The sequence below is a fragment of the Salmonella enterica subsp. arizonae genome, assembly GCF_008692845.1.
Taxonomy (GTDB): domain Bacteria; phylum Pseudomonadota; class Gammaproteobacteria; order Enterobacterales; family Enterobacteriaceae; genus Salmonella; species Salmonella arizonae.
This window is the reverse complement of the sequence record NZ_VXJW01000001.1, coordinates 320,144-345,399: the sequence shown is the minus strand read 5'-3', so window position 1 is coordinate 345,399 and position 25,256 is coordinate 320,144. Positions and strand designations below refer to the sequence as shown.

Here is a 25,256-nt window from a genome sequence, read left to right as displayed (position 1 = left end):
TTAAAAGCTTAAAGCGCTTTCAGAATCGCATCCACACTGGCTTTGGCATCGCCAAACAGCATTTGCGTATTTTCTTTAAAGAACAGCGGGTTCTGCACACCAGCATAACCGGTATTCATTGAACGCTTAAAGACTACGACATTCTGCGCTTTCCATACTTCGAGAACCGGCATACCGGCGATTGGGCTACGGGGATCGTCTTGTGCCGCCGGGTTCACCGTATCATTTGCGCCAATCACCAGCACGGTATCGGTGTCCGCAAAATCATCATTGATTTCATCCATTTCCAGCACGATGTCATAAGGCACTTTCGCCTCCGCTAACAGCACGTTCATATGCCCAGGCAGGCGCCCCGCCACCGGGTGAATGCCGAAACGCACGTTAATGCCGCGCGCACGCAGTTTTTCGGTAATTTCCGCTACCGGATACTGCGCCTGCGCCACCGCCATCCCGTACCCCGGCGTAATGATGACGGAGTGGGAGTTTTTCAGCATCTCAGCGGTCTCTTCCGCCGTGATTTCGCGATGTTCGCCAGCCTCCTGATCGTCGCCCGTTGAAGAGCCGTCAGTACCGAACCCACCGGCAATAACGCTGATGAAAGAGCGGTTCATCGCTTTACACATAATGTAAGACAGGATCGCGCCTGACGAACCGACCAGCGCACCGGTCACAATCAGCAAATCATTGCTTAACATAAAGCCAGCCGCAGCGGCAGCCCAACCGGAATAGGAGTTCAGCATTGAAACAACCACCGGCATGTCCGCCCCGCCGATAGAAGCGACCAGATGCCAACCAAACGCCAGAGCGATAATGGTCATCAGCAGCAGCGCCAGAACCTGTAGACCCACGCTTTCGGTGCGGACAAAAACCAGCAGCAACAGGAAAGAAACAACCAGCGCCGCCAGGTTCATTTTGTGACGGTTAGGCAACATCAACGGCTTAGAAGAGATTTTGCCGCGCAGTTTACCAAACGCTACGATCGATCCAGTGAAAGTGACTGCGCCAATAAAGATACCGAGGAAGACTTCGGTCAGATGGATATTCACCAGCACCGGCGCCAGACTGGCGTCATGGTACAGATAGCTGTTAAAGCCAACCAGTACCGCCGCCAGGCCCACGAAACTGTGCAGAATCGCGACCAGCTCCGGCATCTCGGTCATCTCAACTTTTTTCGCCATGCGGATGCCAATCGCGCCGCCAATAATCATGGCGACCAGAATCCATGCCACGTTGCCGGTATCCGGCCCGAAAATGGTCGCCAGCAACGCGATCGCCATCCCGGCAATACCGAAGTTATTCCCCTGGCGGGACGTTTCATGCTTTGAAAGCCCGGCAAGACTGAAAATAAACAGGATCGCGGCAACAATGTATGCAGCTGTAACTAATCCTCCAGACATGTGTTACCCCTTAGTTTTTCCGGAACATTTTCAGCATACGCTGAGTCACGGTGAAGCCACCGAAAATATTAATGCTGGCGATAAGCACCGCGATAAAGCTCAGGAAGCTGACCCAGCCGCCCTGACCAATTTGCAATAATGCCCCGACAACAATAATCCCTGAAATCGCATTAGTTACGGACATTAATGGCGTATGAAGCGCATGAGAAACATTCCACACCACGTAATACCCAACCACGCAGGCGAGCGCAAACACGGTAAAATGACCGAGGAACTCTTTTGGCGCGACATCGGCCAGCCAGCCAAAAAGAATGATCGCCAGCGCCATCAGCGCATATTTTCGCCAAGGTGAAGCGGGCTTTCCCGGCTCTTTCGGCGCAGGCGCAGCTTTAGGCGCCGCCTGAGGCTGCGCGGAGACCTGGATTGGCGGCGCAGGCCAGGTAACATCGCCGTCGCGAATTACCGTAACGCCACGGATAACGACATCGTCAAAATCCACGTCAATATTGCCGTCTTTCTCTTTGCACAGCAGCTTCAGCAGGTTAACCAGGTTGGTGCCATAAAGTTGGGATGACTGCGTCGGCAAACGTCCCGGTAGATCGGTGTAGCCAATCACTTTCACGCCATTGTCCGTCGTCACAACCTGATTGGCGACGGTATATTCGCAGTTACCGCCATTCTGCGCGGCCAGGTCGACAATCACGCTGCCGGCCTTCATAGAATCGACCATATCGCGGGTAATCAGCTTCGGCGCTGGTTTGCCCGGAATCAACGCGGTGGTAACAATGATATCGACCTCTTTGGCCTGGGCGGCAAAGAGCGCCATTTCCGCTTTGATAAACGCCTCGGACATCACTTTGGCGTAACCATCGCCGCTACCGGCTTCCTCTTTAAAATCCAGTTCGAGGAACTCAGCCCCCATACTCTGGACCTGCTCTTTGACTTCAGGACGAGTGTCAAACGCGCGGACAATCGCCCCCAGGCTGTTTGCCGCGCCGATAGCCGCAAGACCCGCAACGCCCGCGCCAATCACCATCACCTTCGCCGGCGGCACTTTCCCGGCGGCAGTGATTTGGCCGGTAAAGAAGCGCCCAAATTCATGCGCGGCCTCTACAATGGCGCGATAACCCGCGATATTCGCCATTGAGCTTAACGCGTCGAGCGACTGCGCGCGGGAAATACGCGGCACGGAGTCCATCGCCATCACCGTGACCTTACGTTCGGCAAGTTTCTCCATTAACCCAGGATTTTGCGCAGGCCAGATAAAACTGACCAGCGTAGTCCCGGGGTTCAGTAAAGCGATTTCATCTTCTTCAGGCGCATTAACCTTGAGAATAATTTCCGACTGCCAGATAGCATTGCCGTCTACAATATCCGCGCCAGCCTGCGCAAACGCTTTGTCGTCAAAACTTGCCAGTTGACCCGCCCCGCTTTCGATAGCGACGCTAAACCCCAGCTTCAGTAGCTGCTCTACCGTTTTCGGCGTCGCAGCGACACGGGTTTCATTGGGTAACCGCTCTTTTGGTATGCCAATTCGCATAAATGTTCCCTTCCATCGGTATTTTTGATGATGGTTTGTCAGTCAGCGCGAGAAGCGTACACCTGCCCGCGTTTGAGGTAAATGTTACCCCAGCAGAATAAAACCGTTACAAACTCTCTATAACCTACTGAAAATAAGGCCTGTGATCTAGCGCCAAAAAACAGAATTTTTTATCAAATTTGCAAAACATGAACGATTCAGCCGCTAAGCAGCCATAATGCCTTGAAAACAGTCTACGAAGGCTGATAATTCGCTATAATTTGACAGCAAAACATAATTAAACCCCAATCAAGAACACGAAATTAACATTAAATTAACTTATTAAATTCATGCGCTTCATCAGCTTAGCCTTCCAGGCGCCGTTTTTTTCGGCATATCAGCAAATGTTATCATCGAAGATATGGTACATGACACGATGCATGAAAAATCCCGCAGACATTCATACGGTTTAAATGCAATAATCAGCCACGTTTCTAGTCAATAACAATACCAGTACCTGGTTTGCGCAAGGCGAAGGATTATTTTTATGAAGCTTAAGAACACTCTCCTGGCGTCGGCACTGCTTTCTGCGGCTGCTTTTTCTGTCCATGCAGCAACAGAACTGACGCCGGAGCAAGCGGCTGCACTAAAACCTTATGACCGCATCGTTATTACCGGTCGTTTTAATGCTATTGGCGATGCGGTCTCCGCCGTGTCCCGCCGCGCAGATAAAGAAGGCGCAGCCTCTTTCTATGTTGTCGACACCTCGGAGTTCGGCAATAGTGGTAACTGGCGTGTTGTAGCGGATGTCTATAAAGCCGATGCGCCGAAAGCCGACGTGCCGAAAAATCGTATCATTAATGGCATCGTGGAGTTACCAAAAGACCAGGCCGTGCAGCTTGAACCTTACGATACCGTCACCGTTCAGGGATTCTACCGTAGCCAGCCGGAAGTGAACGATGCCATTACGAAAGCGGCGAAACAGAAAGGCGCTTACGCTTTCTATATTGTCCGTCAGGTTGATGCGAACCAGGGCGGTAACCAGCGCATCACCGCGTTTATCTATAAACAAGATGCGAAGAAACGCATTGTCCAGAGCCCGGACGCTATTCCGGCAGACTCTGAAGCCGGTCGCGCCGCGCTGGCTCAGGGCGGTGAAGCCGCGAAGAAAGTCGAAATTCCAGGCGTCGCCACATCCGCATCGCCGAGCGCCGAAGTTGGTCGTTTCTTCGAAACGCAATCAACCAAAGGCGGGCGCTACACTGTCACGCTTCCGGATGGCACAAAAGTTGAAGAGCTGAATAAAGCGACGGCAGCAATGATGGTGCCTTTCGACAGCATTAAGTTCACCGGCAACTACGGCAATATGACGGAAATCTCCTACCAGGTCGCCAAACGCGCGGCAAAGAAAGGCGCCAAGTATTATCATATTACGCGTCAGTGGCAGGAGCGCGGCAACAACATCACCATCAGCGCCGATCTGTATAAATAAGGCGCGCATCGCCTTTCGCAGGATGGCGGCATAACGACCTTATCCGACCTACAAAACCTTTCAACTGTAGGCCAGATAAGCCGCAATAGCGCCGCCATCAGACACTCGCTCACGGGGTCCAATTCTGGCAAATATCGCGATAAATCTCACTTTTCGCTTTTTTAGCGATAAATCTTATCCTGGCCGTTGCATGCGGTCCCTTCTCTCCGTAAAATCCCGCGCCTTAGTGGCTTTCACCATTTTTATGCGTTTTGCCATAATAATTATTCTTCCAATTTCATTTTTATAGCTGGATACCGATGGAAAAAAAACTGGGACTGAGCGCGCTGACCGCGCTGGTTTTAAGCTCAATGCTTGGCGCAGGTGTTTTCAGTCTGCCCCAGAATATGGCTGCCGTTGCCAGTCCGGCTGCGCTGTTAATTGGCTGGGCCATTACCGGCGTGGGGATACTCTTACTGGCATTCGCAATGTTAATTCTTACGCGCATTCGTTCCGAACTTGACGGCGGTATCTTTACTTACGCCCGCGAAGGTTTCGGCGAATTGATTGGCTTCTGTTCTGCCTGGGGCTATTGGCTGTGCGCGGTCATCGCCAACGTATCGTATTTGGTTATCGTCTTTTCAGCGCTGAGTTTCTTTACCGATACGCCTACGCTGCGTCTGTTTGGCGACGGCAATACCTGGCAGGCTATTGTGGGCGCGTCAGTCCTGCTCTGGATTGTCCATTTCCTCATCCTGCGCGGCGTACAAACAGCAGCCAGCATCAATCTGGTCGCGACCCTGGCGAAACTGTTGCCGCTCGGGACGTTTATTGTTCTGGCCGTCATGCTGTTCAAACTTGATACCTTTACACTGGACTTCACCGGTGTTGAACTCGGTATCCCTGTATGGGAACAAGTCAAGAACACCATGCTCATTACGCTGTGGGTATTTATTGGCGTTGAAGGCGCCGTCGTCGTCTCGGCCCGAGCGAAAAATAAACGCGATGTAGGCCGCGCCACGCTACTGGCAGTACTCGCGGCGCTGGGTATATATCTCCTGGTTACACTGCTTTCTCTTGGCGTCCTCGCCCGTCCGGAACTGGCGGAGATGCGCAACCCGTCTATGGCCGGTCTGATGGTGAAAATGATGGGGCCATGGGGAGAAATTATCATTGCGGCAGGGCTGATCGTGTCTGTCTGCGGGGCTTACCTAAGCTGGACTATCATGGCGGCGGAGGTACCGTTGCTGGCAGCGGCCTATAAGTCCTTCCCGGGCATCTTCGCGCGACAAAATGCGCAAGGCGCGCCTTCTGCGTCGTTATGGCTCACCAATATCTGCGTGCAAATCTGTCTGGTGCTGATCTGGCTTACCGGCTCGGACTACAACACGCTATTGACGATTGCGTCAGAGATGATTCTGGTGCCCTATTTTCTTGTCGGCGCATTTCTACTGAAGATTGCAACATGCCCCCTGCATCGGGCGGTAGGTATTGGAGCCTGTATTTATGGCTTATGGTTATTATATGCGTCGGGCCCCATGCACCTGCTGCTGTCCGTCGTGCTGTACGCGCCTGGATTACTGGTTTTCCTGTATGCGCGTCGGACGCACAAACATGACAACGTATTAAACCGTCAGGAAGTCGCGCTGATTGGTTTATTGCTGGTCGCGGCGATTCCGGCTACGTGGATGCTGGTGGGATAAATGTTTCCCCATCGTTTAACACATATGGATATTACGATGGGGAAACCACCGTCTGTGTCAATACTAATGCCATTTAATCCAGCAAAAAATCAGTAGCCACGCGCTTATTCCCCAACAGACCACCGCACCGCCAAGCGCCACGGGCAGGCGCATCATCCCGCTGAAATACCAGAGCGATGCAAGGTAAATAAAATAAGGAATGATAGACCACATACTAAAAACGATGGTGGTGCGCATCGCGTCGATGCCCCGATCGCTGGCAACGATATAGTGCGCGATAAGCGCAAACGTTGGAAACAGTGGGATTAACCCGGCGATATAATAATTTTTCATTTTTGACAGCAAACCAATCAGTACGACGACCAGCGCCCCGAGGGCAGCTTTAATCACGAGTCCCATTACCTTCCCTTAACACGCTAATAACAACATTGTGTAGCATAACGGAACCGATCTCGTTTAGAAAAGATTTATGGAAGGGAAAACGGAGGCGGTGTATGTTGACGTTTTTTATTCGCCATTAATAATATGAACCGCATTGTATTTGTTGAAGACGACTCTGAAGTGGGTTCTCTCATTGCCGCCTATCTGGCAAAACATGACATTGATGTCATCGTTGAGCCACGTGGTGACCGGGCGGAAGATCTTATCCTCACTACTCAGCCCGATCTGGTCTTACTGGATATTATGCTTCCAGGTAAAGATGGTATGACAATATGCCGCGATTTACGCGGCCGCTGGCAAGGCCCGATTGTCCTGCTCACCTCGCTGGATAGTGATATGAATCATATTCTGGCGCTGGAGATGGGCGCCTGCGACTACATCCTCAAAACCACACCTCCAGCCGTTTTGCTGGCGCGCCTGCGCTTGCACCTGCGGCAAAACAAACAGGCGCAACAGGCAAAAAGTTTACAGGAGAGCGCTCTTACGCCGCATAAAACGCTGCGTTTTGGCGCGTTAACCATCGATCCCCTTAACCGTGCGGTCCAGCTCAATGGTGAGCTTATCTCACTCTCTACTGCCGATTTTGAATTGCTCTGGGAACTGGCGACACACGCCGGACAAATTATGGATCGGGACGCGTTGTTGAAAACGCTACGCGGTGTCAATTACGATGGTCTGGATCGCAGCGTAGATGTGGCGATTTCCCGTCTACGTAAGAAACTGCTGGATAGCGCTGCTGAACCCTATCGTATAAAGACCATTCGTAATAAAGGCTATCTCTTTGCCCCTCATGCCTGGGACGAGACGACAAAGGAGTAAATTAGCCGTCAGGTTTTACCCGCTTTTTTCGAGTTATCGTGGCGATGCACGCCGCCGCCACTGTTCAAAAAAAGACACCGTATATATAAATGCGCTTCTTATTCGTCGAAACAGATTCTTTATTAGGATTTTATTTAGCCTTGCGCTTCAGCATTATGTCTTTTTCGCCACAAAATTTAAATTAAAAAAACTCAAAGCCGACTCACAAACTTGATAATAGAATGCTTGCATTTCGATCTATTGACGTCTTTTTCCGCAAAATGTCAAACAAAACAAATCATATGTATAAATATATTATCACTGATATATTCATATTAAATATGACCATTTCCAAAGGTAAATTTTGTATTAATTAATAACATATAAAAAAACTTAGCGTTTGCTGAAATAATATCATTAGGATTAGGATGCCTTTGATTCAACGAATCTGTAGAAGTTCAATCTTTTGCAAATAAGTTAAGTTTTTAAGGATAAAAAAATGAAAAGAAAAGTATTGGCACTTGTCATCCCGGCTCTGCTGGCCGCTGGCGCGGTACACGCCGCTGAAATTTATAACAAAGACGGTAATAAACTGGACCTTTATGGTAAAATAGACGGCCTGCACTATTTCTCTGATGACTCTTCTAAAGATGGCGACCAGACCTATGTTCGTTTCGGCTTCAAAGGCGAAACACAGATTAACGATCAACTGACCGGTTACGGCCAGTGGGAATATAATGTACAGACGAACACTTCCGAAGGCGATGGCGCTAATTCCTGGACTCGCCTGGCATTCGCCGGCCTGAAATTCGGTGACTATGGTTCATTCGACTACGGTCGTAACTACGGCGTCCTGTACGACGTAGAAGGCTGGACCGATATGCTGCCTGAGTTCGGCGGCGACTCCTATACTTACGCCGACAACTATATGACCGGCCGTGCTAACGGTGTAGCAACCTATCGCAACACTGATTTCTTCGGTCTGGTAGACGGTCTGAATTTTGCGCTGCAATACCAGGGTAAAAATGAAAGCCAGAGTGCTGACGATGTAAATATCGGCACCAATAACCGTAATGATAGTGACGATATGCGTTACGATAATGGGGATGGTTTTGGTATTTCTACTACCTATGATATTGGAATGGGCTTCAGCGCAGGCGCTGCATATACCACTTCCGACCGTACTAATGAGCAAGTTAATGCCGGAGGTACTATTGCTGGCGGCGACAAAGCTGACGCGTGGACAGCAGGTTTGAAATATGATGCCAACAACATCTACTTAGCGACTATGTATTCCGAAACTCGTAATATGACGCCTTATGGTAAAACGGATACAGGTTATGCTGGCGGCGTAGCAAACAAAACGCAAAACTTCGAAGTTACAGCTCAATATCAATTTGACTTCGGCCTGCGTCCGGCAGTTTCCTTCCTGATGTCTAAAGGTAAGGATCTGAGCTATAACAACGTGAATGGCGACGATAAAGACTTGGTTAAATATGCTGATGTAGGCGCTACCTACTATTTCAACAAAAATTTATCTACCTATGTTGATTATAAAATCAACCTGCTGGATGACGACGACCAGTTCTATAAAGATGCTGGTATCAGCACTGATGATATCGTCGCGCTGGGTATGGTTTACCAGTTCTGACTTAGCCATCACGATCGTCAGCCCGCCATTTTGGCGGGCTTTTCTGTTTTTTCGCCACTGTTCAAAAAAAGAGAACACACTATTTCTCAAGCGGTTCTGTTCGTAAACCCGCCAGCGAACGGCTCACGCGTCTGGAAGCGCTAACGTTACATACACGCCATGCCGCCTGACTCGACTTTGTCGAACAAAACCGGAGACAGCTTAGCATCGGAAAACAGACCGAACTGACGGTACTAATCAGCCATTTATGACGATGCAGTGAGGCAGAATTGATACCATCCGCGCTCTTTTGACGATTGTCGATGGACGCATTGTTTACGAAAGTTTGGAACTCAACGCCGGACAATAAGGTTGTTAGTTGACGCAAAGCCTGCTTTTATAACCCACCAGCAGCGCTGACGGGAAATCTTTCCCGCCGGAGCCGCAATATAAAAAACCTATAAGTTAATGTGTTAATACCCCGGTGGTTGTTGATGAAAAAGCTGTTTGTGCAATTTTATCTTCTGCTGTTCGTCTGTTTTCTGGTCATGACGTTATTGGTCGGGCTGGTGTACAAATTCACCGCCGAACGCGCGGGAAGGCAATCGCTTGACGATTTGATGAAAAGTTCGCTGTATCTGATGCGCAGCGAACTGCGGGAAATTCCGCCGCGTGAATGGGGGAAAACGCTGAAAGAGATGGACCTGAACCTCTCGTTCGATTTACGCGTTGAACCGTTAAACCACTATAAACTTGATGCCGCCACCGCGCAGCGACTGCGTGAAGGCGATATTGTCGCGCTTGACGATCAATACACCTTTATTCAGCGTATCCCACGCAGCCATTATGTACTGGCGGTCGGCCCGGTGCCCTATCTCTATTTCCTGCATCAAATGCGGCTACTGGATATCGCTTTAATGGCGCTCATCGCTTTTTCTCTCGCCTTCCCAGTATTTATCTGGATGCGACCGCACTGGCAAGAGATGCTCAGGCTTGAATCCGCCGCGCAGCGCTTTGGCGAGGGTCATTTGACTGAACGCCTGCATTTCGATAATGGTTCCAGCTTTGAACGTCTGGGCGTGGCGTTCAACCAAATGGCAGATAATATTAACGCCCTGATCGCCAGTAAAAAACAGCTAATTGACGGTATTGCCCATGAGCTTCGCACTCCGCTGGTACGTTTACGCTACCGGCTTGAAATGAGTGAAAACCTGACGCCGCCGGAGTCGCAGGCGCTAAATCGCGATATTGGTCAACTGGAAGCGCTGATTGAAGAGCTACTCACCTATGCGCGCCTTGATCGGCCACAAAATGAACTGATGCTGACAGAACCCGATCTCCCCGCCTGGTTGAGTGCGCATTTGCAGGATGTGCAGAGCGTTAATCCAGAACGCGCCGTAAACCTTCACACATGCGCAACAGGTAATTATGGCGCGCTTGATATGCGCTTAATGGCGCGGGTGCTGGACAACCTGCTGAACAATGCGTTGCGTTACAGTCATACCACCGTTCAGGTCAGTCTGTTACTCGACGGAAGTCAGGCAACGCTGATTGTCGAAGATGATGGCCCCGGCATTGAAGCAGATGCGCGAGAACGCATATTTGAACCTTTTGTCAGACTCGATCCCAGCAGGGACCGGACTACAGGCGGCTGCGGGCTTGGACTTGCCATCGTACACTCTATCGCGCTGGCGATGGGCGGTAGCGTCGCCTGTGACGATAGCGAACTGGGCGGCGCAAAATTTATCTTTCACTGGCCGGTCTGGCACGGGATTCCCGGCATGGCCGCTGCCTGACTTATTGTGCACGCTGGTTGAGCTGTGGGAACTGTGCTATACAGATAGTATGTTGTAACTAAAGTGAGTAATACAATGTCCCGCTACGATCTCGTTGAACGCCTGAATGGCACTTTTCGCCAGATAGAACAACACCTGGCGGCGCTGACGGATAATCTACAGCAGCATTCGCTACTTATCGCCCGTGTCTTTTCACTGCCGCAGGTGACCAAAGAGGCGGAACATGCGCCGCTGGACACTATCGAGGTAACGCAACATCTGGGGAAAGAGGCCGAAGCGCTGGCGCTACGTCACTATCGCCATTTGTTTATTCAACAGCAGTCCGAAAACCGCAGCAGTAAAGCCGCCGTCCGCCTGCCTGGCGTCTTATGCTATCAAGTGGATAATGCGACACAGCTAGATCTGGAAAATCAGGTACAGCGCATTAACCAGTTGAAAACCACCTTCGGGCAGATGGTTACGGTAGAGTCCGGTCTTCCCTCAGCGGCACGTTTTGAGTGGGTGCATCGTTATCTGCCCGGCTTAATTACCTTGAACGCTTACCGCACCCTGACGCTTATCAATAACCCAGCCACCATACGTTTCGGTTGGGCGAATAAACATATTATTAAAAATTTAAGCCGGGATGAGGTTCTGAGCCAGTTGAAAAAAAGTCTCTCGTCAACGCGCAGCGTCCCACCGTGGACGCGCGAACAGTGGCAATTCAAGCTGGAACGGGAATATCAGGATATCGCCGCCTTACCGCAGCAGGCCCGACTCAAAATTAAGCGTCCGGTTAAAGTACAGCCGATCGCCCGCATCTGGTATAAGGGCCAGCAGAAACAGGTGCAACATGCCTGCCCCACGCCGATTATCGCGTTAATCAACACGGACAACGGCGCTGGCGTGCCGGATATTGGCGGGCTGGAAAACTATGACGCCGATAATATTCAGCACCGTTTTAAACCACAGGCGCAGCCGATGCGACTGATTATTCCGCGACTGCACCTGTATGTGGCGGATTAACGTCCCGGCGTCATACTGCCAACCATCAATTCTGGACGTACCCAGGCGTCGAACTCCTCGTCGCTAAGGTATCCTAATGCCACGGCTGAGGCTTTGAGCGTCAGCCCTTCTTTATGCGCCTTCTTCGCAATCTCCGCCGCTTTATCGTAACCGATGTGCGTATTGAGCGCAGTGACCAGCATCAGCGACTCATTCAGCAACTGCGTAATACGCTCGCGGTTTGGCTCGATTCCTGACGCACAGTGTTTATTGAAACTCGCCATGCCGTCGGCCAGTAGGCGCACGGTTTGCAGAAAATTATGAATAATCATCGGACGATACACGTTGAGCTCAAAGTTGCCCGATGCGCCCCCCATGTTGATGGCTACATCGTTCCCCATCACCTGGCAGCACAACATTGTTACCGCTTCACACTGGGTTGGGTTCACTTTGCCAGGCATAATGGAACTCCCTGGCTCATTCTCCGGGATAGCAATTTCCCCAATACCGCAGCGTGGGCCGGACGCCAGCCAGCGAACATCGTTGGCGATTTTCATGAGCGAGGCCGCCAGCCCTTTTAATGCGCCATGCGCATGTACCAGCGCGTCACAGGCTGCCAGCGCTTCAAATTTATTAGGCGCGGTAACAAACGGCGTAGCGGTAATCGTCGCCAGCTCCTGCGCCACGCGCCGGGCATATTCCGGGTGGGTATTGAGGCCTGTACCTACCGCAGTTCCGCCGAGCGCCAGTTCCGCGACATGCGGTAAACTATGCTCAATGTGTCTGAGGTTATGTTCCAACATGGCTACCCAACCGGAAATCTCCTGGCCTAAGGTGAGCGGCGTCGCGTCTTGCAGGTGAGTACGACCAATTTTGACAATATCGGCGAAAGCGTGAGATTTCTCGCGAAGCGTATCTATTAATGCGGATAATTGGGGGATGAGATGTTTGCGTAACGCCAGCAACGCCGCCACATGCATCGCGGTTGGGAAAACATCGTTCGAGCTTTGACTCTTATTGACGTCATCGTTGGGATGCACCTTACGTTCCATACCGCGAACGCCGCCCAAAATTTCACTGGCGCGATTCGCCAACACCTCATTCATATTCATGTTGCTTTGCGTACCGGACCCGGTTTGCCAGATCGCCAGCGGGAACTCGTCAGCATGTTTTCCCGCCAGCACTTCATCAGCCGCCTGAATAATTGCGCTGGCTTTTTCCGCCGCCAGTAACCCTAAATCCTGGTTGACCTTCGCTGCGGCGCGCTTGGTCAACGCCAGCGCGTGGATTAGCGAGACAGGCATTTTCTCCGTAGAGATCCGAAAATGCTCCAGCGAACGTTGAGTTTGCGCCCCCCACAGTTTATCTGCCGGGACCTCAATCGCCCCCATCGAATCTTTCTCGCGACGTACCGTTACCATTACCTGCTCCTTACTCAAGTTGATTAGGTCATGTGTCGACATTCCCACATGGTTGCGGTCTTATGAGTATTAACGATAACAACACAACGGTGTAGGCCGGATAAGGCGTTTGCGGCGTTATCCGGCAAAATAGCGTCTGGTTAAGCAAAAATTTTACCGCCCCGCAGGGCGGCAACGTTACTTAACGCAGCGTGCGCACTGCGACGTCTGAATCTGCTGGAAAAAATCATTGCCTTTATCATCCACCAGAATAAAGGCTGGAAAATCCTCTACTTCAATTTTCCAGATGGCCTCCATACCCAGTTCAGGATATTCTACGCACTCCAGGCGCTTGATACTGCCCTGCGCCAGGACGGCTGCCGGGCCGCCGATACTGCCCAGGTAGAAGCCGCCATGTTTCTTACAGGCATCGGTTACCTGCTGGCTACGGTTGCCTTTCGCGAGCATGATCATACTGCCGCCCTGCGACTGGAGCTGATCAACATAGGAGTCCATCCGCCCTGCAGTAGTCGGCCCAAGCGACCCGGAGGCGTAACCTTCCGGCGTTTTTGCCGGCCCCGCATAATAGATAGGATGATCTTTGATGTACTGCGGCAAACCTTCGCCTCTGTCCATCCGTTCTTTCAGTTTAGCGTGCGCGATGTCGCGGCCCACAATAATCGTGCCGTTCAACGACAGGCGCGTTGATACCGGATACTGCGACAGTTGTTGCAGTATCTCGTTCATGGGACGGTTAAGATCAACGCGCACCGCCTCGCCCTCTCCCGCCTGGCGCAGCGCCTCTGGAATATATTTACCGGGATTGCGCTCCAGCTTCTCGATCCAGATCCCTTCCCGGTTGATCTTCGCTTTAATGTTTCGATCTGCGGAGCAGGACACGCCCATACCTACCGGACACGATGCCCCATGGCGCGGCAATCGGATGACTCGAATATCGTGAGCGAAATATTTGCCGCCGAACTGCGCGCCTAAGCCAAGATTTTGCGCCTCAAGCAACAATTCTTTTTCCAGTTCAATATCGCGGAAGGCCTGCCCGTGTTCATTGCCTTCAGTCGGTAGCGCATCATAGTATTTTGCCGAGGCCAGCTTAACGGTCTTCAGGTTCGCTTCCGTCGAGGTGCCGCCAATGACAAACGCGATGTGATACGGCGGACAGGCGGCGGTGCCCAGCGTACGCATCTTATCGACGAGATAATTTTTGAGCTTACCCGGCGTCAGAAGCGCTTTTGTCTCCTGATAGAGGTAGGTTTTATTCGCCGATCCGCCGCCTTTAGCGATACAGAGGAATTTATATTCATCGCCATCGACGCTGTAGAGATCGATCTGCGCCGGCAGGTTAGTACCGGTATTGACCTCTTTGTACATATCCAGCGCCGCGTTTTGCGAATAGCGCAGGTTATCTTCGATATAGGTGTTATATACGCCGCGAGCCAGCGCCGCTTCATCACCTCCACCAGTCCAGACGCGTTGGCCTTTTTTGCCGACAATAATGGCCGTACCGGTATCCTGGCAGGTGGGCAACACTCCCTTGGCCGCGATATCGGAGTTTCGCAGGAATTGCAGCGCGACATATTTGTCGTTTTCACTGGCCTGCGGATCGCGCAGAATATCCGCCACCTGCTGCTGATGCGCGGGACGTAACATAAAAGATGCATCGTGGAAGGCCTGACGCGCCAACAACGTTAGCGCTTCCGGCGCGACTTTCAGGATCTCTTGTCCTTCGAATTCGGCGACGGAAACATGTTCGCTGGTCAACAAGTAGTACTCGGTATCGTCCTTTTTGAGGGGAAAAGGGTCTTGATAAAAGAAGGGTTTGTTTGACATTGTGCTCTCACTTACCGCTCGGTATGGTTATTCTCTGGGCAGGTGTTCCATTGCCCGACTAAAAGCGAGTAACACTATCCTACACAATTTTTTAACAAAAACTGAGACAAGTACGACTTTTTACGCCCGGAGGTTACTTCATGCGGGTTTCTTGGTTTAATACCTCCCATTGATTTCCACATTGAAACAGGGCTTGATAATGCAAAAACTCATTAACTCAGTGCAAAACTATGCCTGGGGAAGTAAAACTGCGTTAACGGAACTTTATGGCATAGCAAATCCGCAGCAGCAGCCACAGGCTGAACTCTGGATGGGCGCGCATCCCAAAAGCAGCTCGCGAATCACCACCGCCAACGGCGAAACCGTCTCCCTGCGTGACGTCATCGAAAATAATAAAACCGCCCTGCTGGGCGAAGCGGTCGCCAACCGTTTCGGCGAACTGCCGTTTCTGTTTAAAGTACTGTGCGCCGCGCAGCCGCTCTCTATTCAGGTGCACCCGAATAAGCGCAACTCCGAAATAGGTTTCGCTAAAGAAAATGCGGCGGGTATCCCCATGGACGCCGCAGAGCGGAACTATAAAGATCCTAACCATAAACCAGAGCTGGTTTTTGCCCTGACGCCTTTCCTGGCGATGAACGCGTTCCGCGAATTTTCTGACATTGTCTCTTTACTGCAACCTATCGCTGGCGCGCATTCCGCTATCGCCCACTTTTTGCAGGCGCCGAACGCTGAACGTCTGAGCCAGCTTTTCGCCAGCCTGTTGAATATGCAAGGCGAAGAAAAATCCCGCGCGTTAGCCGTACTCAAAGCGGCGCTTAACAGCCAGCAAGGCGAACCGTGGCAAACGATCCGCGTGATTTCAGAGTATTATCCTGACGACAGCGGGCTTTTCTCTCCTTTGTTGCTGAATGTGGTCAAACTGAATCCCGGCGAGGCGATGTTCCTGTTTGCCGAAACGCCTCACGCTTATCTGCAGGGCGTTGCGCTGGAAGTCATGGCGAACTCCGATAACGTTCTGCGCGCTGGCCTTACGCCAAAATATATCGACATCCCTGAGCTGGTCGCGAACGTGAAGTTCGAACCTAAACCTGCCAGCGAGTTGCTGACTGCCCCGGTGAAAAGCGGCGCGGAGCTGGACTTCCCAATTCCGGTTGACGATTTTGCTTTTTCACTGCACGACCTGGCGCTTCAGGAGACGAGCATCGGCCAACACAGCGCCGCGATTCTGTTCTGCGTTGAGGGTGAGGCGGTGTTACGTAAAGATGAACAGCGTCTGGTACTGAAGGCGGGTGAATCTGCCTTTATCGGCGCGGATGAGTCTCCGGTTAACGCCAGCGGCACGGGCCGTTTAGCGCATGTTTATAACAAGCTGTAGCAACGTACTGAATTTTTTAACAACTCTTGCTAAGCTTATAACAGACGTAAAACTCCTCCAGGCGGTTTAATCCGCCTGGTTTCATTTTTATGGACAATTGATATGAAAAAAACACTGGTAGCTGCAGGTGTAGTGATTGCACTTGGCATCGTCTGGACAGGCGGCGCCTGGTATACGGGGAAGAAGCTGGAGAACCATCTTTCAGAAATGGTGACGCAGGCCAATGAACAACTCAAGCGTACTGCGCCGGAGGCCGGTGTTGAATTAAGTTATCAAAACTACCAGCGCGGCGTGTTCAGTAGCCACCTGCAACTGGTGGTCAAACCGGTTGCCGGCGCAGACAATACCTGGTTGAAACCTGGGCAAAGCATTGTGTTGGACGAGTCCGTTTCTCATGGCCCCTTCCCGCTTGCCCAGCTTAAAACGCTCAATCTGATCCCATCTATGGCGTCGGTAAAAACCACGCTGGTGAATAACGATGCGGCAAAACCACTCTTTGATATCGCAAAAGGCGATGCCCCCTTTGTCATCAATACCCGCATTGGTTATGGCGGCGATACCCGCTCCGATATCTCTCTCAATCCGTTAAATTACGAGAATGCCGGTGAAAAAGTCGCCTTTAGCGGCGGAGAGTTCCAGCTTAACGCCGATAAAGACGGCAATGTAGTCTCGCTGTCAGGCGAAGCGCAGAGCGGTCTGGTCGATGCCGTGAACGAATACAATCAGAAGGTGCAGCTCACCTTTACGAATTTGAAAACAGACGGTAGCAGTAAACTGGCAAGCTTTGGCGAGCGTGTAGGCGACCAAAAGTTAACGCTGGATAAACTGTCCATCGCCATTGAAGGTAAAGAGATGGCGGTGCTGGAAGGGATGGAAATTGCCGGCAAGTCCGACCTCGTCAATGACGGAAAAACCATTAATAGTCAACTGGATTACTCGCTTAACAGCCTGAAAGTGCAAAATCAGGATTTGGGCAGCGGTAAATTAACGCTGAAAGTCGGTCAAGTCGATGGCGAAGCCTGGCACCAGTTCAGTCAGCAATATAACGCGCAAACGCAGGCATTGCTGAATCAGCCGGACATAGCGCAGAATCCTGAGCTCTATCAGCAAAAAGTTACCGAAGCGTTCTTTAGCGCCCTCCCCATGCTGTTAAAAGGCGATCCGGTGCTTACCCTTGCGCCGCTCAGTTGGCAAAACGCCAAAGGGGAGACTACGCTGAATTTGTCATTGTTCCTGAAAGATCCGGCAACCACAACGGCACAACCGCAAACGCTGGCGCAGGAAATCGACCGCTCCGTTAAATCGTTGGATGCGAAACTGGCGATTCCGATGGACATGGCGATCGAATTTATGACGCAGATAGCGAAACTGGAAGGCTACCAGCAGGATGATGCGGAAAAACTGGCAAAACAACAGGTTCAGGGGCTGTCCGCAATGGGTCAGATGTTTCGGCTCACCACGCTGAAGGATAATACTATCGCCTCCAGTTTGCAGTACGCTAATGGTCAGGTCACGCTCAACGGACAAAAAATGCCGCTGGAAGACTTTGTCGGTCTGTTTGGGATGCCCGCGCTTTCCGTACCGGACGTTCCGGCGCTACCTCAACAGTAATCGCCTTACCGGGTGCATCGACGCCGCACCCGGTCCACACCGTACAACGCACAGCCTCTACTTTTGCCTCACCAGTCGTGCGGCTATCGTTTGACTGTGCAAGTAGTGCTCGTCGTGAGCAATACGCTGCAACATTCGTTCGGCCAGGGTATAGCCTATTTCTCGCGCCGGCGTACTGGCCCAGATAATCGGCAGATCGTCGAGCGCATTCTCCGCAACATCAGCAAACGCAGCCAGCGACACCTGCTGTTCAAAATAGCGATCGACGCCGCTCTCACCGCTCTGTCGCCCTGCCTTCAGTAGCCCAAACCACGCCCCCATCGCAATAATTTCGTTGTAACAGACAACGGCGCTAATGGTCGGATTGTATCGCAACAGCGCGGTAATACTTTCCGCTGCCTGTTTCTGGCTGGAGGCGCACTCCACGACCCACTCGCTGTGAAACGGTAGACCATATTTTAACAACGTCGCGCAATAGCCGCCCACGCGCTCCGCGCGGGTCAGCGATGCGCTTTGCCCTCCCAGCCAGGCGATGCGCTGATGGCCCTGACGAATAAGGTATTCCGTCAGGAGTTGCGCCGCCTGCATGTTATCAGGCCGAACGGTATCCGCATCATCAAGATAGCTGGCGCGTGACGCAAACACGACCGGAATCCCTCTGGCTTCGGCCTGTGCTCTCAGCGTTTCGCCGCTGCCCGCAGCACCGGCGATCACCACGCCATCCACGCCCTGGTTGAGCAACATGGTAAAACGCTGGTTTAGCTGTGCGCCGTCTTTACCGCCGTGAAGGAGAAAAACCATACGTCCCTGCGCTTCCAGCGCTTCCGTTAATCCTGCGGTCAATTCGGCATAAAACGGCGCCGATAAATCACGAACGATCAAACCGATAACGCCGCTTTGCCCGCCGCGCAGCGCGGACGCCTGGCGGTTACGCACAAAACCCAGTTGTTCAATTGCCGCGTTTACACGTTCACCGGTCGCGGCCGATATTCGGCCCTTGCCGCTCAGCACTAAGGAAACGGTGCTCACCGACACTCCGGCCGCCAGCGCAACATCATGGATAGTGATTTTTTTGGCGATAGCCATGTCAACAAATCGCTCCAGAATATGACAGATAAAACGTTTTACCTATTTATTACCTTTATACGCTTTATTATCGGTCAGTAATGTGATTGATGCCTCACTAAAATTTGATAAAACGTTTTATCTTCTCGCCATCATAACCTGACACTGGCTTTTATTCACAAGGAGTCGTTAGATGACGACGAAAACCACGCCAAAAATAACGCTATGGGAATTTTTCCAGCAATTGGGCAAAACCTTTATGTTGCCCGTCGCCTTGCTCTCGTTCTGCGGCATTATGCTCGGTATCGGCAGCTCGCTCAGTAGCCACGACGTTATTACCCTGCTCCCCATGTTGGGTAATCCATTACTACAGACTATCTTCACCTGGATGAGTAAAGTAGGTTCTTTTGCCTTTAGCTTCCTACCGGTGATGTTTTGTATTGCGATTCCCCTGGGACTGGCGCGAGAAAACAAGGGCGTCGCCGCGTTTGCCGGGTTCGTCGGCTACGCGGTTATGAATCTGGCGGTCAACTTCTGGCTTACGGCAAAAGGTATTCTACCGACCACCGATGCGGCGGTACTGAAAGCCAATAACGTACAAAATATACTGGGTATCCCCTCGATCGATACCGGTATCCTCGGCGCCGTTATCGCAGGTATTGTTGTCTGGATGCTGCATGAACGTTTCCACACCATTCGTTTGCCCGATGCTCTGGCTTTTTTCGGCGGTACGCGTTTTGTACCTATCGTTTCCGCCGTCGTGATGGGTCTTGTCGGTCTGGTTATCCCGCTCGTATGGCCAATTTTTGCGATGGGAATTAGCGGGCTGGGCCATATCATCAACAGCGCTGGCGACTTTGGACCGATGATCTTCGGCACCGGCGAACGCCTGTTGTTGCCTTTTGGTCTGCACCACATCCTTGTAGCGCTAATTCGCTTCACCGAGGCGGGCGGTACGCAAGAAGTGTGCGGTCATACTGTGAGCGGCGCATTGACTATTTTCCAGGCTCAGCTCAGTTGCCCGACGACGCACGGCTTCTCTGAAAGCGCGACTCGCTTCTTATCACAAGGCAAAATGCCGGCGTTTCTCGGTGGTTTACCGGGCGCCGCGCTGGCTATGTATCACTGCGCCCGTCCAGAAAATCGACCTAAAATTAAAGGCTTATTGATTTCTGGTTTAATCGCCTGCGTTGTCGGCGGTACAACAGAACCGCTGGAATTCCTGTTCCTGTTCGTGGCGCCGGTGCTGTATGTTATTCATGCCCTGCTGACCGGACTGGGTTTTACCATCATGGCCATTCTCGGCGTCACTATCGGCAATACGGATGGCAATATTATTGACTTTGTGGTGTTCGGCATCCTGCATGGCCTGTCAACAAAATGGTATCTGGTGCCGGTAGTGGCGGTAATTTGGTTTGCGGTTTACTACATCATTTTCCGCTTTGCCATTACACGCTTCAATCTCAAAACACCGGGGCGTGAGGCGGAGATCGCTACCAGTATTGAAAAAGCGATTGCTGGCGCGCCAGGAAAATCCGGCTACAACGTGCCTGCTATTCTGGCTGCGTTAGGCGGCACGGAAAACATCGTGAGTTTGGACAACTGCATCACCCGTCTGCGTCTGTCAGTGAAAGATATGGCGCTTGTAGATATCCAGGCATTGAAGGACAATCGCGCGATAGGCGTCGTACAGCTCAATCAGCATAATTTGCAGGTCGTTATCGGCCCGCAGGTTCAGTCTGTAAAAGATGAAATGGTTGGTTTGATGAATACCGTTCAGGCATAAGGAAGGGGTATGTTCGATTTTTCACAGGAAGTTGACCGTCACGGTACATGGTGTACGCAGTGGGATTATGTCGCCGAACGTTTTGGCGAGGCCGATCTGCTCCCCTTTACTATCTCGGATATGGATTTTGCCACCGCGCCGTGTATCCTGGAGGCGCTAAACCAACGTCTTTCTCACAGCGTGTTGGGGTATAGTCGCTGGAAAAATGAGGCGTTTTTAGGGGCGATTTCCCACTGGTTTGCGACACGTCATCAGACCACGATTGATGCTCACTCCCTTGTGTACGGACCTTCCGTTATCTATATGGCATCCGAGCTTATCCGTCAGTGGTCCGACCAAGGCGACGGGGTGGTAGTCCATACCCCCGCTTACGATGCTTTTTATAAAGCGATTGAGGGCAATCATCGCATCGTCACTCCCGTCCCGCTGGAGAAAGAAGGCAACGCCTGGTATTGCGATATGGCAAAACTGGAGGCGGCGCTGGCACGTCCGGAAAGTAAAATCCTGCTGCTGTGCAGTCCGCAAAATCCCACCGGTAAAGTGTGGACGCATGACGAGCTGGAAACGATGTCGGCGCTGTGCGAGCGTCATGGCGTTCGGGTGATTTCCGATGAAATTCACATGGATATGGTATGGGGAAGCCAGCCGCATATTCCCTGGAGCAATGTCGCGCGCGGAGACTGGGCGCTGGTCTCCTCCGGCTCGAAAAGTTTCAACATTCCGGCATTAACCGGCGCCTATGGAGTGATTGAAAATAGCGAAAGCCGTGAACGCTACCTGTCTGCGTTAAAAGGTCGCGATGGTCTTTCCTCGCCAGCGGTGCTCTCGCTCACGGCGCACATTGCCGCGTATCAGCATGGCGCGCCGTGGCTGGATGCGTTACGCGCCTATCTGGCGGAAAATATGCGCTATATCGAACAGAGGCTGAATGACGCCTTTCCGGCATTGAACTGGCAGGCGCCGCAATCGACCTATCTGGCCTGGATTGATCTTCGTCAGCTCGGCATTGACGATCAAAAATTACAGGACACGCTCATTCATCAGGAGAAAGTCGCTATTATGCCTGGCGATACCTATGGCGCAGAAGGCCGGGGATTTGTGCGTCTGAATGCCGGATGCCCGCATCTAAAACTTGAAAAAGGCGTCTACGGATTGATTAACGCTATCCGTACCGTTCGCTGATACCTTTTATAAGCTGGACGTTGACCGTTTACCGAAGATGCGATGACAGCAACGCCCCCTGTGAGCTGACCGGGGGCGCGTTAAGGAGAATGATACAAAATTTTTCCCGCGCCCTCGCGATAAATATCCCCGACATACCTCTTTTTACAACGTAATGGCTCCGTTTTTCCAAAATGTCCAGAGGATTACCAATCTGTAGTATAATGGTGCGCTCTTTTATTAAAAATTGAGTGCGCCCATGATTGATATTACGCTTCCTTTGACTGACATCCACCGCCACCTTGATGGCAACATTCGCGCCCAAACTATTCTGGATCTTGGTCGCCAGTTCAATATCGCCCTTCCCGCCCAAACGCTGGAAACGCTGATTCCACATGTCCAGGTCACCTCAACCGAACCCGATTTAGTGAGCTTTCTGTCTAAGCTTGATTGGGGGGTAAAAGTCCTGGCATCGCTTGACGCCTGCCGCCGCGTAGCTTTTGAAAATATTGAAGATGCCGCACGTAACGGCCTGCATTACGTCGAACTTCGCTTTTCGCCTGGTTATATGGCAATGGCGCATCAGTTACCGGTCACAGGCGTGGTTGAAGCCGTTATCGATGGCGTACGCGACGGCTGTAACACGTTTGGCGTCGAGGCGCGACTTATTGGCATTATGAGCCGTACCTTCGGCGAGGCGGCATGTTTACAGGAACTCAATGCGCTACTGGCGCACCGTGAGAAGATCACCGCACTGGATTTAGCCGGTGATGAGCTAGGATTTCCCGGCAGTCTGTTTTTATCGCACTTTAACCGGGCGCGCGATGCTGGCTGGCATATTACCGTTCACGCCGGCGAAGCCGCAGGGCCGGAAAGTATTTGGCAGGCGATTCGCGAACTTGGGGCCGAACGTATCGGACATGGCGTAAAAGCCGTTGAAGATCGCGCGTTAATGGATTTCCTTGCGCAGCAACGTATCGGCATTGAGTCCTGTCTGACCTCAAATATTCAGACCAGTACCGTCGCTTCGCTGGCAGACCATCCACTCAAAACCTTCCTTGAGCATGGCGTTCTCGCTAGTCTCAATACGGACGATCCGGCAGTTCAGGGCGTAGATATCATCCATGAATACCACATTGCCGCGCCAGCGGCAGGATTAAGCCGCGAGCAGATTCGCCAGGCGCAAATTAACGGTCTGGAAATCGCTTTCCTGAGCGATACCGAAAAACGCGCTCTGCGCGAAAAAGTGGCTGCAGCGTAAAATTGATTCATCAACACTAACGCCATCTCTCCGCCTGCGGTTTAATGCTATCCCAGGCGGAGAGATGCCGCACATCAGGCAAGGCACAGCGTCGCGCGATGTTTTGCCGATTCAATGCCCAGCTCAATCAACTCCATAATTTGAATCGCCTGGCTTGCCGGCACGGGATTTTCACCGTTACCGGTCAACGCATCGCGGATGGCGGCATAATACGCCGGATAATTGCCCGGCAGCGTAAGCCAGTTTTTCTCTTTGCGCGTCTCTCCCTCAACCAGGGTTAATACGCCGTCACGCATGTCATATCCCCAGTCTTCCTGCGGTAAGCGCTCACCGTTTTTGAGCCGCTCCTCCTGAGGATCAAGACCATACTTTACATAGCTGCCGCGCGAACCATGAACGATGTACCGCGCAGACTCCGCCGCGGCAAGCATCGTACCGTGCAAAATCACGCGACGCTGGGGATAAGATAAAATCGCGTGGAAATAGTCCGTAGATTGCGCGCCCGGCCGCAGTTGCGCTAAATCCACCGCCATGCTGACCGGCAGGCCAAAAAGTTGAACGGCCTGGTCCAACAAATGCGGCGCCAGATCATACCAGATACCACTCCCCGGCCCGCCTTGCTCACGCCAGCGGTCGCGCACCTGAGGCCGGAAACGATCAAAATGAGATTCAAACAAAGACACCTCGCCGAGCACGCCATTCGCTAACAGCGCTTTAAGCGTCAAAAAATCGCTGTCCCAGCGGCGGTTGTGAAAGACAGAAAGTACCCGGCCAGTGCTCCGCGCAAGCGCATCCAGCTCTCTCGCCTGTGACAGTGTCACGGTGAAAGGTTTATCTACCACCACATGCTTGCCTGCTTCCAGAGCGGCTTTCGCCAGTGGGAAATGGGTATCATTGGGCGTCGGGATCACAATCAGGTCGATATGCGGATCGCTAAATAAATGTCGGGGCTCAGAGACCACGGATACCTTAGGCCAGTCTGCCTTCACTTTTGTTTCATCGCTGCTGGATATCGTCGCGAGTTCTAACCCCGGCGTTCCCATAATTAAGGGCGCATGAAAGGTTTTACTGGCGTAACCATAACCTATTAACCCAACGCGGATTCTGTCGTTCATCTCACTGCCTCCGGTTTTAGATATCGTTATTCCACATTCCACACCATCGTGCGATTAGCCGCAATAGCGCCCTGACCAGCAACGTAGCATCTGATAATTAACTTGTTACAGAACAGTGGATGAAATCGTTCCCATTCCTCTTGCCGGCAGTTCGCCAGGAAAGTAACATTTACCTTTTGTGTTTTATGGATCAATTAAAGCAAATGTCTTCAATAATGAATCGCCTTATTGAATTAACAGGGTGGATAGTTCTCGTTATCTCGGTCATTCTATTAGGTATTGCCAACCATATTGACAATTACCAGCCACCAGAGCCAGTCGCTTCCGTTCAGAAGAAGTAAGTGTCAGATAACGCCAGGCCGTTTTCACACGACACGGTAAGCGGCACCGCAAGACGCGCCGGGAAAAGTCAAAAATCAGCCAAAAAAGCGAAATATGTTCTATCCTGGTCTGACGTTTATTGCCTGTTGTAGGAAAGCGCGTTAACCTTTCGCCCCAGGCGCTGTTTGGCGCCAGACGCTTACCGGTAAGAATATTCCCGTTTTATCTGCGCCCCTGACCTCTCTTTGGTGCGATTTTGTTTATTTTTTATCAGTGACTACTTCGTTGGCATTATATTTAATATGGATCAACTTTTATGACTGTTCAGGATTATCTATTAAAATTCCGCAAAATTAGCTCACTCGAAAGTCTGGAAAAACTGTTCGACCACCTCAACTACACCCTTACTGATGACAGGGATATCGTTAATATGTATCGCGCTGCGGATCACCGCCGTGCCGAACTGGTGTCCGGTGGACGCTTGTTTGATGTAGGCCAGGTCCCGCAATCCGTCTGGCGCTATGTGCAATAAAGAAAGTAGCGTTTAATATTAAAAACCTTATAATATCTGCCCCAA

The 25,256-nt window shown here is 51.7% G+C and carries 20 protein-coding genes and 1 pseudogene; 14 read left to right on the top strand and 7 right to left on the bottom strand.

The annotated features are described in order from the left end of the window. Positions 1–8: 8 nt before the first annotated feature. Both pntB and pntA read right to left on the bottom strand, forming a co-directional pair. Positions 9–1,397, bottom strand: a complete 1,389-nt coding sequence (pntB, locus tag F4V61_RS01830; protein WP_000014056.1) for a Re/Si-specific NAD(P)(+) transhydrogenase subunit beta — start codon at positions 1,395–1,397, stop codon at positions 9–11. A 10-nt stretch (positions 1,398–1,407) separates the two neighbouring features. Continuing rightward, positions 1,408–2,937, bottom strand: coding sequence for a Re/Si-specific NAD(P)(+) transhydrogenase subunit alpha (gene pntA / locus F4V61_RS01825; protein ID WP_001219357.1), 1,530 nt, complete (start codon positions 2,935–2,937; stop codon positions 1,408–1,410). 526 nt (positions 2,938–3,463) lie between these two features. Here pntA and ydgH point away from each other — a divergent pair. After that, positions 3,464–4,408, top strand: a complete 945-nt coding sequence (gene ydgH / locus F4V61_RS01820; protein WP_079782328.1) for a DUF1471 family protein YdgH — start codon at positions 3,464–3,466, stop codon at positions 4,406–4,408. 299 nt (positions 4,409–4,707) lie between these two features. Continuing rightward, the gene (locus F4V61_RS01815) at positions 4,708–6,090 is read left to right on the top strand and encodes an amino acid permease (RefSeq protein WP_079829040.1); all 1,383 of its coding nucleotides are present in this window, start codon (positions 4,708–4,710) and stop codon (positions 6,088–6,090) included. Between the two features lie 63 nt (positions 6,091–6,153). Here the strand turns inward: F4V61_RS01815 and F4V61_RS01810 are convergent, their stop codons facing one another. Further along, positions 6,154–6,489, bottom strand: coding sequence for a GlpM family protein (locus F4V61_RS01810; RefSeq protein ID WP_000524873.1), 336 nt, complete (start codon positions 6,487–6,489; stop codon positions 6,154–6,156). Positions 6,490–6,615: 126 nt separating this feature from the next. Here F4V61_RS01810 and rstA point away from each other — a divergent pair, with 126 nt between their 5' ends. From rstA to tus, 5 genes and pseudogenes are all read left to right on the top strand, one after another. Next, positions 6,616–7,350 (top strand): two-component system response regulator RstA, encoded by a 735-nt coding sequence (rstA, locus tag F4V61_RS01805; RefSeq protein WP_001080054.1) that lies wholly within the window; start codon positions 6,616–6,618, stop codon positions 7,348–7,350. A 478-nt stretch (positions 7,351–7,828) separates the two neighbouring features. After that, positions 7,829–8,980 carry a porin OmpS2 gene (ompS2, locus tag F4V61_RS01795; protein WP_079782330.1) on the top strand — a complete coding sequence of 384 codons (1,152 nt, stop codon included), beginning with the start codon at positions 7,829–7,831 and terminating at the stop codon, positions 8,978–8,980. A gap of 86 nt (positions 8,981–9,066) precedes the next feature. Then, positions 9,067–9,329, top strand: a pseudogene (locus F4V61_RS22215) (amidohydrolase family protein); the annotation flags it as partial. A gap of 124 nt (positions 9,330–9,453) precedes the next feature. Next, positions 9,454–10,755 (top strand): two-component system sensor histidine kinase RstB, encoded by a 1,302-nt coding sequence (rstB, locus tag F4V61_RS01790; protein WP_079782331.1) that lies wholly within the window; start codon positions 9,454–9,456, stop codon positions 10,753–10,755. A 75-nt stretch (positions 10,756–10,830) separates the two neighbouring features. Beyond that, the gene (gene tus / locus F4V61_RS01785; protein WP_080161123.1) at positions 10,831–11,760 is read left to right on the top strand and encodes a DNA replication terminus site-binding protein; all 930 of its coding nucleotides are present in this window, start codon (positions 10,831–10,833) and stop codon (positions 11,758–11,760) included. On the opposite strand, the gene fumC is transcribed toward tus, so the two are convergent. Together fumC and fumB are read right to left on the bottom strand one after the other, a co-directional pair. After that, complete coding sequence (gene fumC / locus F4V61_RS01780; RefSeq protein ID WP_038396042.1) at positions 11,757–13,160, bottom strand: class II fumarate hydratase; 1,404 nt, start codon at positions 13,158–13,160, stop codon at positions 11,757–11,759. The genes tus and fumC overlap by 4 nt on opposite strands. A 177-nt stretch (positions 13,161–13,337) precedes the next feature. Beyond that, positions 13,338–14,984 (bottom strand): class I fumarate hydratase, encoded by a 1,647-nt coding sequence (gene fumB / locus F4V61_RS01775; protein WP_080161124.1) that lies wholly within the window; start codon positions 14,982–14,984, stop codon positions 13,338–13,340. A gap of 199 nt (positions 14,985–15,183) precedes the next feature. Here fumB and manA point away from each other — a divergent pair, with 199 nt between their 5' ends. Continuing rightward, positions 15,184–16,359 carry a mannose-6-phosphate isomerase gene (gene manA, locus F4V61_RS01770; RefSeq protein WP_080161125.1) on the top strand — a complete coding sequence of 392 codons (1,176 nt, stop codon included), beginning with the start codon at positions 15,184–15,186 and terminating at the stop codon, positions 16,357–16,359. A 102-nt stretch (positions 16,360–16,461) separates the two neighbouring features. Continuing rightward, positions 16,462–17,970 carry a YdgA family protein gene (locus tag F4V61_RS01765; protein WP_080161126.1) on the top strand — a complete coding sequence of 503 codons (1,509 nt, stop codon included), beginning with the start codon at positions 16,462–16,464 and terminating at the stop codon, positions 17,968–17,970. 57 nt (positions 17,971–18,027) lie between these two features. On the opposite strand, the gene F4V61_RS01760 is transcribed toward F4V61_RS01765, so the two are convergent. Next, entirely contained in the window at positions 18,028–19,056 is a 1,029-nt protein-coding gene (locus F4V61_RS01760) for a Mal regulon transcriptional regulator MalI (RefSeq protein ID WP_038396046.1), read from the bottom strand. Between the two features lie 172 nt (positions 19,057–19,228). Between F4V61_RS01760 and malX the strand changes: the two genes are divergently transcribed. The 3 genes from malX (at position 19,229) to add (ending at position 23,243) form a co-directional block, all read left to right on the top strand. Next, complete coding sequence (malX, locus tag F4V61_RS01755; RefSeq protein WP_080161127.1) at positions 19,229–20,821, top strand: maltose/glucose-specific PTS transporter subunit IIBC; 1,593 nt, start codon at positions 19,229–19,231, stop codon at positions 20,819–20,821. Positions 20,822–20,830: 9 nt separating this feature from the next. After that, positions 20,831–22,003, top strand: coding sequence for a MalY/PatB family protein (locus tag F4V61_RS01750; RefSeq protein WP_080161128.1), 1,173 nt, complete (start codon positions 20,831–20,833; stop codon positions 22,001–22,003). A gap of 238 nt (positions 22,004–22,241) precedes the next feature. Continuing rightward, positions 22,242–23,243, top strand: a complete 1,002-nt coding sequence (gene add / locus F4V61_RS01745) for an adenosine deaminase (RefSeq protein WP_038396049.1) — start codon at positions 22,242–22,244, stop codon at positions 23,241–23,243. 74 nt (positions 23,244–23,317) lie between these two features. Here add and F4V61_RS01740 read toward each other — a convergent pair whose 3' ends face one another. Continuing rightward, complete coding sequence (locus F4V61_RS01740) at positions 23,318–24,358, bottom strand: oxidoreductase (RefSeq protein ID WP_000999835.1); 1,041 nt, start codon at positions 24,356–24,358, stop codon at positions 23,318–23,320. A 215-nt stretch (positions 24,359–24,573) separates the two neighbouring features. On the opposite strand from F4V61_RS01740, the gene blr reads away from it, so the two are divergent. Both blr and ydgT read left to right on the top strand, forming a co-directional pair. Then, a complete protein-coding gene (gene blr / locus F4V61_RS01735) occupies positions 24,574–24,699 on the top strand; it encodes a division septum protein Blr (protein WP_023179784.1) in 126 nt (41 codons plus the stop codon). A gap of 296 nt (positions 24,700–24,995) precedes the next feature. Further along, on the top strand, positions 24,996–25,211 hold the full coding sequence (gene ydgT / locus F4V61_RS01730) for a transcription modulator YdgT (RefSeq protein WP_000217947.1): 216 nt from the start codon (positions 24,996–24,998) through the stop codon (positions 25,209–25,211). Positions 25,212–25,256: the final 45 nt, after the last annotated feature.

Excerpts from the sequence above, each read along its gene's own strand:
- rstA (WP_001080054.1), top strand. The coding sequence starts at position 6,616 with ATGAACCGCATTGTATTTGTTGAAGACGACTCTGAAGTGGGTTCTCTC.
- malX (WP_080161127.1), top strand. The coding sequence starts at position 19,229 with ATGACGACGAAAACCACGCCAAAAATAACGCTATGGGAATTTTTCCAG.
- tus (WP_080161123.1), top strand. The coding sequence starts at position 10,831 with ATGTCCCGCTACGATCTCGTTGAACGCCTGAATGGCACTTTTCGCCAG.
- add (WP_038396049.1), top strand. The coding sequence starts at position 22,242 with ATGATTGATATTACGCTTCCTTTGACTGACATCCACCGCCACCTTGAT.
- fumC (WP_038396042.1), bottom strand. The coding sequence starts at position 13,160 with ATGGTAACGGTACGTCGCGAGAAAGATTCGATGGGGGCGATTGAGGTC.
- manA (WP_080161125.1), top strand. The coding sequence starts at position 15,184 with ATGCAAAAACTCATTAACTCAGTGCAAAACTATGCCTGGGGAAGTAAA.
- F4V61_RS01760 (WP_038396046.1), bottom strand. The coding sequence starts at position 19,056 with ATGGCTATCGCCAAAAAAATCACTATCCATGATGTTGCGCTGGCGGCC.
- F4V61_RS01815 (WP_079829040.1), top strand. The coding sequence starts at position 4,708 with ATGGAAAAAAAACTGGGACTGAGCGCGCTGACCGCGCTGGTTTTAAGC.
- F4V61_RS01740 (WP_000999835.1), bottom strand. The coding sequence starts at position 24,358 with ATGAACGACAGAATCCGCGTTGGGTTAATAGGTTATGGTTACGCCAGT.
- ydgT (WP_000217947.1), top strand. The coding sequence starts at position 24,996 with ATGACTGTTCAGGATTATCTATTAAAATTCCGCAAAATTAGCTCACTC.
- F4V61_RS01765 (WP_080161126.1), top strand. The coding sequence starts at position 16,462 with ATGAAAAAAACACTGGTAGCTGCAGGTGTAGTGATTGCACTTGGCATC.
- F4V61_RS01750 (WP_080161128.1), top strand. The coding sequence starts at position 20,831 with ATGTTCGATTTTTCACAGGAAGTTGACCGTCACGGTACATGGTGTACG.
- pntB (WP_000014056.1), bottom strand. The coding sequence starts at position 1,397 with ATGTCTGGAGGATTAGTTACAGCTGCATACATTGTTGCCGCGATCCTG.
- ompS2 (WP_079782330.1), top strand. The coding sequence starts at position 7,829 with ATGAAAAGAAAAGTATTGGCACTTGTCATCCCGGCTCTGCTGGCCGCT.
- rstB (WP_079782331.1), top strand. The coding sequence starts at position 9,454 with ATGAAAAAGCTGTTTGTGCAATTTTATCTTCTGCTGTTCGTCTGTTTT.
- ydgH (WP_079782328.1), top strand. The coding sequence starts at position 3,464 with ATGAAGCTTAAGAACACTCTCCTGGCGTCGGCACTGCTTTCTGCGGCT.
- F4V61_RS01810 (WP_000524873.1), bottom strand. The coding sequence starts at position 6,489 with ATGGGACTCGTGATTAAAGCTGCCCTCGGGGCGCTGGTCGTCGTACTG.
- pntA (WP_001219357.1), bottom strand. The coding sequence starts at position 2,937 with ATGCGAATTGGCATACCAAAAGAGCGGTTACCCAATGAAACCCGTGTC.
- blr (WP_023179784.1), top strand. The coding sequence starts at position 24,574 with ATGAATCGCCTTATTGAATTAACAGGGTGGATAGTTCTCGTTATCTCG.
- fumB (WP_080161124.1), bottom strand. The coding sequence starts at position 14,984 with ATGTCAAACAAACCCTTCTTTTATCAAGACCCTTTTCCCCTCAAAAAG.